This is a genomic window from Pseudomonas sp. (genome assembly GCF_030690725.1).
GTDB lineage: Bacteria > Pseudomonadota > Gammaproteobacteria > Pseudomonadales > Pseudomonadaceae > Aquipseudomonas.
In genome coordinates, this window is sequence record NZ_JAUYGD010000022.1 from 1 (window position 1) to 12,169 (window position 12,169).

At 57.8% G+C, this 12,169-nt stretch carries 13 protein-coding genes, 1 rRNA gene, 1 other RNA gene and 1 pseudogene; 10 read left to right on the forward strand and 6 right to left on the reverse strand.

The window, feature by feature from the left end; all coding sequences use genetic code 11:
- Window positions 1–89, forward strand: a 5S ribosomal RNA gene (gene rrf, locus Q8O69_RS04610); the annotation flags it as partial.
- A gap of 108 nt (window positions 90–197) precedes the next feature.
- Here rrf and Q8O69_RS04615 read toward each other — a convergent pair.
- Complete coding sequence (locus tag Q8O69_RS04615; RefSeq protein ID WP_275962727.1) at window positions 198–476, reverse strand: HU family DNA-binding protein; 279 nt, start codon at window positions 474–476, stop codon at window positions 198–200.
- Window positions 477–631: 155 nt separating this feature from the next.
- On the opposite strand from Q8O69_RS04615, the pseudogene Q8O69_RS22070 reads away from it, so the two are divergent.
- The 3 genes and pseudogenes from Q8O69_RS22070 to ffs form a co-directional block, all read left to right on the forward strand.
- Window positions 632–1,408 (forward strand): annotated as a pseudogene (locus Q8O69_RS22070) (MCP four helix bundle domain-containing protein); the annotation flags it as partial.
- A gap of 78 nt (window positions 1,409–1,486) precedes the next feature.
- Window positions 1,487–2,266, forward strand: a complete 780-nt coding sequence (locus Q8O69_RS22075; protein ID WP_371136047.1) for a methyl-accepting chemotaxis protein — start codon at window positions 1,487–1,489, stop codon at window positions 2,264–2,266.
- Window positions 2,267–2,366: 100 nt separating this feature from the next.
- Window positions 2,367–2,463, forward strand: an RNA gene (gene ffs, locus Q8O69_RS04625) — signal recognition particle sRNA small type.
- Between the two features lie 265 nt (window positions 2,464–2,728).
- Here ffs and Q8O69_RS04630 read toward each other — a convergent pair.
- Window positions 2,729–3,016: a DUF3509 domain-containing protein gene (locus tag Q8O69_RS04630; protein ID WP_275962729.1), complete on the reverse strand. Its 288-nt coding sequence runs from the start codon at window positions 3,014–3,016 to the stop codon at window positions 2,729–2,731.
- A gap of 70 nt (window positions 3,017–3,086) precedes the next feature.
- Window positions 3,087–3,308, reverse strand: coding sequence for a hypothetical protein (locus Q8O69_RS04635; RefSeq protein ID WP_090256116.1), 222 nt, complete (start codon window positions 3,306–3,308; stop codon window positions 3,087–3,089).
- 462 nt (window positions 3,309–3,770) lie between these two features.
- Here Q8O69_RS04635 and dnaX point away from each other — a divergent pair, with 462 nt between their 5' ends.
- From dnaX to Q8O69_RS04655, 4 genes are all read left to right on the forward strand, one after another.
- Window positions 3,771–5,846, forward strand: a complete 2,076-nt coding sequence (dnaX, locus tag Q8O69_RS04640; protein ID WP_305589947.1) for a DNA polymerase III subunit gamma/tau — start codon at window positions 3,771–3,773, stop codon at window positions 5,844–5,846.
- A gap of 18 nt (window positions 5,847–5,864) precedes the next feature.
- Window positions 5,865–6,191, forward strand: a complete 327-nt coding sequence (locus tag Q8O69_RS04645; protein ID WP_090385942.1) for a YbaB/EbfC family nucleoid-associated protein — start codon at window positions 5,865–5,867, stop codon at window positions 6,189–6,191.
- Window positions 6,192–6,334: 143 nt separating this feature from the next.
- The gene (recR, locus tag Q8O69_RS04650) at window positions 6,335–6,934 is read left to right on the forward strand and encodes a recombination mediator RecR (RefSeq protein ID WP_289238368.1); all 600 of its coding nucleotides are present in this window, start codon (window positions 6,335–6,337) and stop codon (window positions 6,932–6,934) included.
- A gap of 108 nt (window positions 6,935–7,042) precedes the next feature.
- Window positions 7,043–8,191, forward strand: a complete 1,149-nt coding sequence (locus tag Q8O69_RS04655) for an acyl-CoA dehydrogenase family protein (RefSeq protein ID WP_275962733.1) — start codon at window positions 7,043–7,045, stop codon at window positions 8,189–8,191.
- 75 nt (window positions 8,192–8,266) lie between these two features.
- On the opposite strand, the gene Q8O69_RS04660 is transcribed toward Q8O69_RS04655, so the two are convergent.
- Both Q8O69_RS04660 and Q8O69_RS04665 read right to left on the reverse strand, forming a co-directional pair.
- Window positions 8,267–8,479 carry a cold-shock protein gene (locus tag Q8O69_RS04660; RefSeq protein WP_069516724.1) on the reverse strand — a complete coding sequence of 71 codons (213 nt, stop codon included), beginning with the start codon at window positions 8,477–8,479 and terminating at the stop codon, window positions 8,267–8,269.
- 334 nt (window positions 8,480–8,813) lie between these two features.
- Complete coding sequence (locus Q8O69_RS04665) at window positions 8,814–9,740, reverse strand: AraC family transcriptional regulator (protein ID WP_305589951.1); 927 nt, start codon at window positions 9,738–9,740, stop codon at window positions 8,814–8,816.
- A gap of 300 nt (window positions 9,741–10,040) precedes the next feature.
- Here Q8O69_RS04665 and Q8O69_RS04670 point away from each other — a divergent pair, with 300 nt between their 5' ends.
- Together Q8O69_RS04670 and Q8O69_RS04675 are read left to right on the forward strand one after the other, a co-directional pair.
- On the forward strand, window positions 10,041–10,778 hold the full coding sequence (locus tag Q8O69_RS04670; RefSeq protein WP_305589953.1) for an SDR family oxidoreductase: 738 nt from the start codon (window positions 10,041–10,043) through the stop codon (window positions 10,776–10,778).
- Window positions 10,779–10,802: 24 nt separating this feature from the next.
- Window positions 10,803–11,081, forward strand: a complete 279-nt coding sequence (locus tag Q8O69_RS04675; protein WP_305589954.1) for a putative quinol monooxygenase — start codon at window positions 10,803–10,805, stop codon at window positions 11,079–11,081.
- Window positions 11,082–11,137: 56 nt separating this feature from the next.
- Here Q8O69_RS04675 and Q8O69_RS04680 read toward each other — a convergent pair whose 3' ends face one another.
- A complete protein-coding gene (locus Q8O69_RS04680) occupies window positions 11,138–12,154 on the reverse strand; it encodes an alpha/beta hydrolase (protein ID WP_305589956.1) in 1,017 nt (338 codons plus the stop codon).
- Window positions 12,155–12,169: the final 15 nt, after the last annotated feature.

The window sequence follows — 12,169 nt, forward strand, 5'->3', positions numbered from 1 at the left end:
CCTGATCCCATCCCGAACTCAGTAGTGAAACGATGCATCGCCGATGGTAGTGTGGGGTTTCCCCATGTGAGAGTAGGTCATCGTCAAGCACCTACACCAAAACCCCCGATCAGGAAACTGGTCGGGGGTTTTACTTTGTGCCGCGAAAAACGGACAGAATGCTATGTAAGGGCACGCCCAAGAGCGTGCCAGGATATTCAGTTGATTGCATCGCTCAGTGCTTTTGCCGGCACATATTTAACGACTTTCTTTGCTGCAATTTGCAAGGCTTGACCTGTTTGAGGGTTGCGGCCGGTACGGGCGGGGCGCTCGCTCACTTTGAATTTACCAATCCCCGGTAGAGTGATTTCGTCATTGTTTTCCAGTGCGTCGCTGACGATTTCACTCAACTGCTCGAGTGCGGCGCGTACGGTGTTTTTCGGCGTGTCTATGGCTTCTGCAATATCGCTGATCAGTTGGTCTTTGGTCATCGCCATGGTGCTGCTCCTTGGTTCGGATATGGGTGGGAGGCCGTGCTGCAAGTGTGCCATAAGCTGCTGGGATGAGGCGTAGCAGTGGGGCGGAGCTTTATATCGCTCTGTCATCGGTAGTCTATGCTGATGCTACTTGGCCATTGTCCTGGAGAGCCAGCATGCTTCGTGCCTTCGCTGATTTAGGGTTTCGTTGGAAAATTGCGTTACCGATTATGCTGCTGGCGATTTTGCTGGTTTCGATGGGCATTTTGGGGATGCGAGGCATCACTCAGGTTGCAGATTCAAGTACGAAACTGACAAATCGATTCTTGCCGGGGATCAGTCTACTGCTGAATGCTGATCGTGATCTCTATCAGGCGTTTGTTGCTGAGCGCAGCTTGCTTGATGAGGGCGCGGGTGCGCATGCTGAGGTGTTGACTGCCGCGCATGCAGAAAACCTGCAGCAGGCTTATGACCGCGTTCATAAATTCGCGGATATGCAGCCTGGTAGTGAGGCGATGCAATTGGTCGCGCAGTTCGATGTGGGTTTTGAACGGTGGAAGGCCACTTCACAAAAGGTCTTGCAATTGGCTTCTAGTGATCCGCAAGCAGCCAGTGTGTTGAGCTTTGGCGGCAGTGAAGAGCAGTTTGAGGTGATGCGTACTGCTATCGACAAGTTGGGTGAGATGGATGATGCGGCGGCTAATGCTGAAGGGCTAGCAGCTATTAACCTGGGTGAAACCTTGAGCTGGCAGCAAGGCGTGATTATTGCCATCGGCTTGGTTGTTTGCCTTGTGCTAGTGGTTGGTTTTCCAATTCTGGTCACTGGGCCTTTGCATAATCTGCTTAATCGTATTGAGCAAATTGCTGATGGTGATGGCGATCTGCGGGTGCGTCTGGACGTTTTATCTAATGATGAGTTGGGCAAGCTCAGTCATGCGTTCAATCGCTTTCTCGATAAATTGCAGCCGTTAATTAAGGAGGTCGGCCGGGTTACCGGGGAAGTCGAAAGTTCTGCGCAAAGTCTGGCGGGGATGGCCGCAGCCAATGATCGATTGATTAGCAGTGAGCATGCGGCAGTTGATCAGGTCAGCACAGCAGCAACGGAGATGAGCTCTGCGGTGCATGAAGTGGCGCGTAATGCGCAAAATGCAGCTGATGCTGCTCGTAGTGCTGAAGCCCAGTCACGAGAGGGCGCGCAAGTGGTGGGTGCCACGATCAACTCGATTCGCCAGTTAGCGCAAGAAGTTGAAAGTGCATCGGCAACCATTCAGACCCTTGAGCAAGAGGCTGCCAATATCGGTGCGGTTTTGGCTGTTATCAGGGGCATTGCAGAGCAAACCAACTTGTTGGCACTAAATGCGGCCATTGAAGCTGCGCGTGCCGGAGAGCAGGGGCGCGGCTTTGCGGTTGTGGCTGATGAGGTGCGTGCATTGGCTGCACGTACGCAGGAGTCGACCAAGGACATCCAGGTGATGATCGAGCGCTTGCAAATCGGTGTGCAGAATGCGGTTAAAGCCACTCATTCTGGTAGTAGTAAGGCAAGGCAAAGTGTCGAGCAGGCGGCTGGAGTGGATCAGGCGCTCACTGATACCAGTGACTCGGTGCAGCGCATCAATGACATGACAGCGCAGATCGCAACTGCCTGCGAAGAGCAGAGCAGCGTGACCGAAGAGATTGCACGCAATATCAGCGACATTCGTGATCTGTCCAATGAGGCGGCGCAAACCTCCGAGCAGAGTGCCCAAGCCAGCCAGCGGCTATCGGAGTTGTCGCATGGTTTGAGCAACCTGGTTGGCCGGTTTCGTGTGTAGTGTGCGTTTCAATTAGCTAAGTGTTTGAAACGGTTGTAACTTCGGTTTAAGCCGGTACAATGGCGCGGCTCGCTTCCTGCGAGCTGCGTTATGGTGGCCCTGCCGGTCCCCTCGCAACGATCAGCCGTGAACCCGGTCAGGCCTGGAAGGGAGCAGCCGCAGCGGTGACATTGTGTGCCGAGGTGTGGCTGGTGGGGTTGCCTCCAATCTCTTGTGTGTCGGCTTATTCCTTCGAGTCGATTCGTATCTTTGCTAAAAACTCATTTATCGCATATTAGGCATTCGCGCTTGGCGTGACTGTGTTCCATTGCTTTCGAAAGCCGATTGGCTGGACTGTTGATGTCCTGGCTTGCGCGATTGGCCGAATAAAGCTCGCTTGTTGAATGGTTTTCACGCGCTGATGCAGTTGAGTTGAGATTTCAAGGTAAGCGGCCCTGCTGGTTAGCAGGGCGCTAGCCGGTCTTAGCTTGTGTGGTAGCTAAGCACGCTGTCCTGTTCCTTCAGTGCTTTACGCATATCCGCTGGGATGCTGCCGGAGCGCATGGCGAGTTCCAGGCGGATGTCTTCCAGGCTTTGGGCGAAGGCTTGTGGGTCTGTGCGCTGGGCTGCGCTGAGTACGCGGCTGTATGCGGTGGCGTCGCTGGCATCCAGCAGAGAGAGAACAACCCCGCCATCGGGGCGGGGCGGGCTGAATGTAGCGCGCAGCGGGGCAAACAGCTGCTCAACGAGTTCGCGGTTAATGTTGTCCATGACCATGCTCCATCCTGAGGGTGATAGCTTCAGACCCCGAAGATGCTCGATGGTTCGCGGACCTCGTTAATCAGGCAGTCAGTGACTGCCGGGCGCGCTCGATGACCTGTTCCAAGTGGGCGCCGCTGTACTGGCCGGGGTACAGGCGCTGGCTGTGCTTGGCGATGCCGGCATCGTTGACGATGGTGAAGCTGAAGCTGCCTTTACGGGCGGCCAGGATGCGGCAGTCAAAAGGTGCAAATGCACTAGAGAGGGTGCGAATAGCATCCTGAATTTGGTGTTGAGTATTCATTTTTTTGGTATTTCCTAAAACAACAGGCGCGTCATTGCGCTAAATAAAGCTCCAGGCTGTCGACTTAAGTGGTCGATTGCATGTGCAGATAGGAGCGGGACTGCGCGCACAAGTTCCCATAGTGGTTACGCTGTGCGGGTCGGTACTTCGGAGGCGGGCTTGAGTCGGCGCTTGCGCGGGACGGCCAGATCAGTCAGCAGGTTGGGATATGGGCTAGAGCTGTGCGGCATTACCCTTGGGTGATGCGCTCTTACCTGGAAACCATCGAGGGGGCCAAAAGGCCTGATTGACTTACAGCGTGGTACGAACGGGGCACATGATACCCGCCTGGTTAATTTTTCGCCAGTTTATTTGCAGGCAATGCTGCAGGCTTGCCATTAGTGGGCTGCGCATCGGATGCAATTTGCCCCATGCTCCGTTAGGATTAGCCCCACTTTTGCTTTCCTCTCGTGACGGGTTTCGATGAGTTATCAGGTTCTTGCACGCAAGTGGCGTCCGCGCTCGTTCAACGAAATGGTTGGCCAGACGCATGTGCTCAAGGCGCTGATCAATGCGCTCGATAGCCAGCGTCTGCACCATGCCTATTTGTTCACGGGTACCCGTGGTGTGGGCAAAACCACCATTGCGCGGATTATTGCCAAGTGCCTGAATTGCGAGACGGGCATCAGCTCGACGCCTTGTGGTGTTTGTTCGATTTGCAAAGAGATCGATGAGGGTCGCTTTATTGATCTGATCGAAGTCGATGCTGCCAGCCGTACCAAGGTCGAAGACACCCGCGAGTTGCTCGACAACGTGCAGTACTCACCGAGCCGTGGACGCTTCAAGGTCTACCTGATCGACGAAGTGCACATGCTTTCCACCAGTTCCTTCAACGCGCTGTTGAAGACCCTGGAAGAGCCACCACCCCACGTCAAATTCCTCCTGGCGACCACTGACCCGCAGAAGCTGCCGGTCACGGTGTTGTCGCGCTGCTTGCAGTTCTCACTGAAGAATATGCCGCCGGAGCGGGTGGTTGATCACCTCACCCATGTTCTGGCAGCGGAAAACATTCCGTTCGAAAATGACGCGCTTTGGTTGCTCGGGCGCGCGGCCGACGGCTCTATGCGCGATGCGATGAGTTTGACCGATCAGGCGATTGCCTTTGGTGAGGGTAAGGTGCTGGCCGCCGATGTGCGCGCCATGCTCGGTACGCTTGATCATGGGCAGGTCTATGGTGTGTTGCACGCTCTGCTGGAGGGTGATGCGCGCGCTTTGATTGAGGCTGTACGGCATCTGGCGGAGCAGGGGCCGGACTGGAATGGCGTATTGTCCGAGATGCTCAATGTGCTGCACCGGGTGGCCATTGCCCAGGCGCTGCCCGAAGCGGTGGATAACGGCCAGGGTGATCGTGAGCGGGTGCTTGAGTTGGCTCGGGTTCTGCCCAGCGAGGACGTGCAGTTCTATTATCAGATGGGCTTGATAGGGCGCCGCGATCTGCCGTTGTCGCCTGACCCGCGCAGCGGCTTCGAGATGGTGCTGTTGCGTATGTTGGCCTTCCGCCCGGCGGATACCCACGATGCGCCGAGGGTGGCGCTAAAGCCGCTGGGGATTAGTCAGGCCACTGCTGATCCTTCGACCAACCCAGTGGCCGGTGCGGCTATCGCTGCACCGGTCAGCGTACCTGTTGCGACTTCTCCTGCGCTACAGCCGGCTCCTGTTATAGATGCTGCCGTTGTCGCGCCTGTGGTGATCCCTGAGATGCCGGCAGCCGTCATGCCGCACGTGCAGGCAGAGCCTAAGGTTGCCGAAATGGTTGCGGCGCAGCCTTCGTCGGTCGAAATTGCACCTGCACCTGCACCTGCCGCCGCTACTGTTGTTGATCTGCCCTGGGAAGAGCAGGTTCAGGCGCCGGTTGCTGAGGTGGCTGAACCTGTCGCGACTATTGCTCCAGAAGTGATTGCTGAGACAGTGCAGCCCGTAGTGCTTGAGTCGCAGCCGGTTGAGTCTGTGCAGCTACCTGATACGGATGACGATGAGCCGCCGCTGGGTGACTACGACTATGTCGAGATGGACGCCGAGTCGTTTGATTACGATTTTGATGCAGTAGAGCGCAGCGCATCTGCAGAGCCGGAAGTCTTGCCGGCGGCGCAGCCGGCGACCGGGCTGGCGGCTGACTGGCTGGAGTTGTTCCCGAAGCTCGGCTTGTCCGGGATGACCGGCAGCATCGGCGCCAACTGCACCCTGATCAGTATTGAGGGCGATAACTGGTTGCTGCACCTGGACCCTGCGCATTCTGCGCTGTTCAACCCAACCCAGCAGCGGCGCCTGAATGATGCGCTCAATCAGTTTCACGGGCGTGAGCTCAAGGTATTGATCGAGCTGTGCAAGCCTGAGCAGGAGACGCCGGCGCAGGCGGCGGCGAGTAAGCGCGCCAATCGCCAGCGCGAGGCCGAGGCTTCGATCCATCAGGACCCGATTATTCAACAAATGATTCAACAGTTTGCCGCGGTTATCCGCGCGGACAGCATTGAACCCCTAGATACTCCCGTTAACCCCTAATTACCGAGGACTTACACCATGATGAAAGGTGGCATGGCCGGCCTGATGAAGCAGGCACAGCAGATGCAGGAAAAAATGCAGAAGATGCAGGAAGAGCTGGCAAACGCCGAAGTAACCGGTCAATCCGGTGCTGGGCTGGTCAGCGTGGTCATGACTGGGCGTCACGACGTCAAGCGTGTCAGCTTGGATGACAGCCTGATGCAGGAAGATAAGGAGATCCTCGAAGACCTGATCGCCGCTGCGGTAAACGATGCCGTGCGCAAGGTTGAGCAGAACAGTCAGGACAAGATGTCCGGTATGACTGCCGGCATGCAGTTGCCTCCAGGCTTCAAGATGCCGTTCTAAACGGCCATCCGCCGGCGCCGTATTGCGGCGCTGGTAGTCGGTGTGGGTATCCTCAGCCCACACCGGCTGTGCCTTGCTCTGTCGGGGCTCAATAGCCCGATAGGGTTTTGTTGGTAAGAGTTGTAGCCGTCGAGTACCTCCCCATGAGTTTCAGTCCGCTGATCCGCCACCTGATCGATTCCCTGCGCATTCTTCCCGGCGTTGGGCAGAAGACTGCTCAGCGTATGGCCTTGCAGATGCTTGAGCGGGATCGCTCCGGTGCCTTGCGCCTGGCCCAGGCGCTGACGCAGGCGATGGAAGGGGTCGGCCACTGCAAGCAGTGTCGTAGTCTGAGCGAGGACGAGGTGTGCCAGCTGTGTCTGGACCCGCGGCGCGATGACAGCCTGCTGTGCGTGGTTGAGGGGCCGATGGATGTGTATGCGGTCGAGCACACCGGGTTTCGCGGGCGCTACTTTGTGCTCAAGGGGCATTTGTCGCCGCTCGACGGTCTCGGCCCAGAAGCGATTGGTATTCCCGAGCTACTGGCGCGGATTGCTGCCGGCAGTTTTACCGAGGTGATTCTGGCCACCAACCCGACTGTAGAAGGCGAGGCCACCGCCCATTACATCGCTCAACTGCTGGCGGGTAAAGGTCTGATTGCCTCGCGCATTGCCCACGGCATGCCGCTGGGGGGCGAGCTGGAGTTGGTTGATGGGGGCACCCTGGCGCATTCGATTGCCGGGCGCCGACCTATCCAGCTCTAGACTCGCGAGTTGTCGGCGGCTTGATCGCCCTGATGCATGGCGTAATCCTCTTCTTGTAAACCAAGCAAGCGCTTGGTAATTTCCCTGAAACCTCAGTGGGAATACCTCATGTCTGCCTTTCAGGAATATTTCGACGAATCCCACCAGTTGGTGCGTGATTCGGTCAGGCGCTTTGTCGAGCGCGAAATTCTGCCGCATATCAATGATTGGGAGGAGGCCGAGGAGTTTCCTCGCGAGCTCTACCTCAAGGCCGGGGCGGCGGGGATTCTCGGGATTGGCTATCCAGAGGCTTTTGGCGGCAGTCATGAAGGTGATGTCTTTGCCAAAGTCGCGGCCAGCGAGGAGTTGATGCGCTCAGGTTCTGGCGGTCTAGTAGCAGGCCTCGGCTCGCTGGATATCGGTTTGCCGCCGGTGGTGAAGTGGGCCAAACCGGAGCTGCGCGAGCGCATCGTGCCGCAAGTGCTGGCCGGTGAAAAAATCATGGCGTTGGCAGTGACCGAGCCGTCCGGTGGCTCGGATGTGGCCAATCTGAAAACCCGCGCGGTGCGCGATGGCGACTTCTACCGCGTCAGCGGCAGCAAAACCTTTATCACCAGTGGCGTGCGCGCGGATTACTACACCGTTGCCGTGCGTACCGGCGGCGATGGCTATGGCGGCGTCAGCCTGCTGCTGGTAGAGAAGGGTACGCCTGGTTTTACCGTGGGGCGCAAGCTGAAGAAAATGGGCTGGTGGGCATCGGATACGGCGGAGTTGTTCTTTGACGACTGCAGGGTGCCGGTAGGCAACTTGATCGGTGCAGAGAACATGGGCTTCGCCTGCATCATGGCCAACTTTCAGAGCGAGCGGTTATCGCTGGCGATCATGGCCAATATGACGGCGCAGTTGGCGCTTGAAGAAGCATTGAAATGGGCCAAAGAACGCGAAGCGTTCGGCAAGCCTATTGGCAAGTTCCAGGTGCTTAAGCATCGTCTGGCGGAAATGGCGACCCAGCTTGAAGTGTCGCGCGACTTTACCTATCGGCAAGCGGCGAAGATGGCGGCGGGTAAAAGCGTGATCAAGGAAATATCCATGGCCAAAAACTTTGCCACTGATATTGCTGATCGACTGACCTACGATGCGGTGCAGATCATGGGGGGCATGGGTTATATGCGCGAAAGCCTGGTGGAGCGGCTGTACCGCGATAACCGCATTCTGTCGATTGGTGGTGGCTCGCGTGAAATCATGAACGAAATCATCAGCAAGCAGATGGGCTTATAAAACAGGCAGGTTTTCCAAGCGTCAGATAAAACAAACCCCGCGAGCGCGGGGTTTGTTTTAAAGCAGGACAGGGGCTTAGGCCACCTGTACCTCTTCAGCTTGCATACCTTTCTGACCGCGAGCGGCCACGTAGGTAACAGTCTGGCCTTCTTTCAGGCTTTTGAAACCGTCGCTTTGGATGGCTTTAAAGTGAACGAAGAGGTCATCGCCGCCGTTAGTCGGGGTAATGAAGCCGAAGCCTTTCTCATCGTTGAACCATTTGACGGTGCCAGTTTCGCGATTTGCCATGGTGTGTCTCTTAAATCGATACGAAGTGCGGTGCCAGAGTGCTCATAGCACCTATGCGGTTTTGCTGATAACTACAAGTCAGCTCAGCCATAATAGGCCGTTTTTACGGGAAGTGTTGGGTTTAACGTTAATTATTCATATTTTTCTCTGCCCATACTTCGTAAAGGCCCTATTTACCTGGGCTGCAGGGCGGTTAGGTATCTGCTAAATGCTGTTGCCGGTAACGATTTATGGCCAGTTTTGCCTGCTGAAGCGGTAACTTGGCCCAAGTAAAACGCCCCGGCGCTCTTGAAAAGCACCGGGGCGTTTGTGTTTCTGTCTGCTTTTCGCCGTGCTATGCCGAGCTGCGTAAGCGGGCCAGATCGCGCAATGGTGGCGCGCCGAACAGGCGGCTGTATTCGCGGCTGAACTGCGACGGACTTTCATAGCCGACGCGGTAACTGGCTGAAGCCGCTTCCAGCCCTTCGCAAAGCATCAGGCGCCGTGCTTCCTGCAGGCGTAGCTGTTTCTGATACTGCAGGGGGCTGAGAGCCGTGACGGCCTTGAAACGGTGATGCAGGGTTGAGGTGCTTAGGTTGACTTCGCGGGCCAGGTCCTCAATGCGCAGGGGCTGGTCGAAATGCAAATTCAGCCATTCGATGGCGCGGTTGATGCGCTGGCCCTGGCTGTCGGCAATGGCGATTTCGTGCAGGCGATGGCCCTGTGGGCTGTGCAGCAGTCGGTAGAAAATCTCGCGCAGGGCCAGCGGTGCAAGCATGGCGATATCGCGCGGGGTTTCCAGCAGTCGCAGCAGGCGCAATACCGCGTCGAGCAACTGGGTATCCAGGCGATCCAGATACAGCGCCCGACGTGGCCCAGGATTAGGTACGCCGATGGGGCCGCTGTCGGCGATCAGGCTGGTGATCAGCGCTGGATCAATATCCAGACGCAGGCTCAGGTAGGGTTGCTCGGGGGTTGCGCCGATCACCTGGCCGGTAACCGGCAGGGTGACTGAGGCCACCAGGTAGTTCAGCGGGTCGTAGGTGTACTGCTCCTCGCCGAGGCGCACATCCTTGCTGCCCTGGGCAATGATGCACAGGCATGGCCGGTACAACGTCGGTATCGGCAGGCTGGGCTGGGTTGCGTAGGCCAGATCGAGGCCGGCAATGGCACTGTTATGTAGGCCGTCAGCCGGGCACTGGCGTTGGATCAGTGCGGCCAGTTCGGTTTGGCGCAGCGCCAGGTTGTCGTCGAGGACTAACGGGCTGATGGAAGATGTCATGGGCGTGGCTCCTGCTGCTGGCTTGCAGGTTATCCCGGTTTTTCAGGCAAGTCTGCGCTGCAGATAAGGCGCTGCAGGATCAGGCAATAATTCGCCAGAATTAGGCAAACGGCCAAGATTTATGGGTTATCAGTGCAATATTGAGCTATTCATGGACTGCGCTCGGTAAGTCTTACCAAATTAACGGGTTGCAGCTTTAGGCAATAATTCGCCAGAAATCGTCTAACCCTGAATGCGCCATCTCATTGAATCTGTTGTTGTCGCGGCAACCCTTGCCGCTTACCAGCAGAGGATTCGGCCATGTTGAATATCCAAGACAAAGTCATTCTGATCACCGGCGCCAGCAGCGGTATCGGCGAGGCCTGCGCACGTTTGCTGGCCGAGAAGGGCGCGCGGCTGTTGCTCGGCGCGCGGCGTACCGAGCGCCTGGAGCAGTTGGTCGGCGAGATCCGTGAGGAAGGCGGTAACGCCGATTATCGTCGTCTGGACGTAACCAGCCAGGCTGACACCCAGGCATTTGTCGACGCTGCCCTGGCGCAGCACGGCCGCATTGATGTGCTGATCAACAACGCCGGAGTCATGCCGCTGTCGCGCCTGGATGTGCTGAAGGTCGATGAGTGGAACCGCATGATCGACGTGAATATCCGTGGCGTGCTGCACGGCATCGCTGCCGCGTTACCGGTGATGCAGCGTCAGCGCAGTGGTCAGTTCGTCAATATCGCCTCTATTGGCGCCTACAGCGTGGTGCCGACTGGTGCGGTGTATTGCGCAACCAAGTATGCGGTGCGCGCCATCTCCGAAGGCTTGCGCCAGGAGGTGGGCGGCGATATTCGCGTGACCCTGGTGTCGCCGGGCGTGGTCGAGTCGGAGCTGGCCGAGAGCATTTCCGATGAGTCGAGCCGTGAAGCGATGAAGGCCTTTCGCAAGGTCGCCATCACCCCGGATGCGATTGCTCGCGCGATTGCTTATGCGGTCGAGCAGCCGGCGGATGTCGACGTCAGCGAGCTGATCGTGCGGCCGACTGCCAGCCCTTATTGAGTCGCATATCTGGGGAGCAAGCCGATGCTAAGTCATAGCGCAGTGCTGCAAGCCAGGGCAGGACGCACCGAGCAGTTGGGGGTGTGTCTGCATGGTTTGGCTGAGGCCATGCAAATCATCCCCGGTTGCCTGGGGGTTGAGCTGCAGCAGCTGCCGGATGATGCGGCGCAGTGGCAGTTGCAGAGCCGTTGGCAATCGACAGCGGCGTTGCAGGGATTCTTCGCCACGCCGCTGTTGCAGCAGACGTTCGACCAGGCACTGCAGCAAGGCCTGCTGCAGCGCTTGCAGTGTGAGGCCGCTTGAACAGCAGAACGCCCCGGCACGCTTGGCGTATCGGGGGCGTTTTGTTGTAACGCAGGTTACTTGAGGTTGGCTTTCAGCGCTGCTGAGGCTTGTTGCATGGCGCTTTGCGTACCGGGAATCTGGCTGATCACATTGAGCAGACCGAAATCGTGAATCATGCCGTTGTAGCGCACGGAGGTGACGTTGACCCCAGCTGCATCCAGCTTGCGCGCATAGGCTTCACCTTCATCACGCAGCACGTCGAACTCGGCGGTTTGCACCAGGGCAGGCGGCAAGCCTTTCAGTTGCTCCACCGATGCCTGCAGCGGCGAGGCGTAGATCTCGGCGCGCTGTTTCGGGTCGGTGGTGTAGTTATCCCAGAACCACTGCATCAGGATCTTGCTGAGGAAGTGACCGTCGGCGAACTGGTTATAGGAGGCGTTGTTGAAGTTGGCGTCGGTTACCGGCCACAGCAGCAGCTGGAATTTGATCGCCGGGGTGCCTTTGTCCTTGGCCATCAGGCTGACCACGGCGGCCATATTGCCGCCCACGCTGTTACCGGCTACCGCCAGACGCTTGCCATCGACACCAATCTGCGCGCCGTTCTGCGCTACCCATTGGGTTGCGGCGTAGGCCTGGTTGATTGCGGTCGGGTACTTGGCTTCTGGTGACGGGGTGTAATCGACATACACCGCCGCCGCGCCAGAGCCCACTACCAGGTCATGGATCAGGCGTTCGTGGGTCGGGTAGTCGCCCAGCACCCAGCCGCCACCGTGGAAGAACATGAACACCGGCAGCGTGCCGTTGGCATCAGCCGGGCGCACAACTTTGAGCTGGATCGACTGGCCATCGATTTCGATGGTCTTGTCGGCCACTTTGATGCCCGATACATCGACCTTGACCCCAGCCTGCGCGCCGACCAATACGGCGCGGGCATCTTTCGGGCTTAGCTGTTCGAGGGGCTTGCCACCGCCAGCGGCGAGGGCATTGAGGAAACCTTGAGTATTGCGCTCCACCCCGGGGCTACCAGCGGCAAACGCGCTGTTGACGGCAAGGGCGAGTACGGCGATCGACAAACCTTGTTTGATGTTCATGTGCGGCCTCCTGGG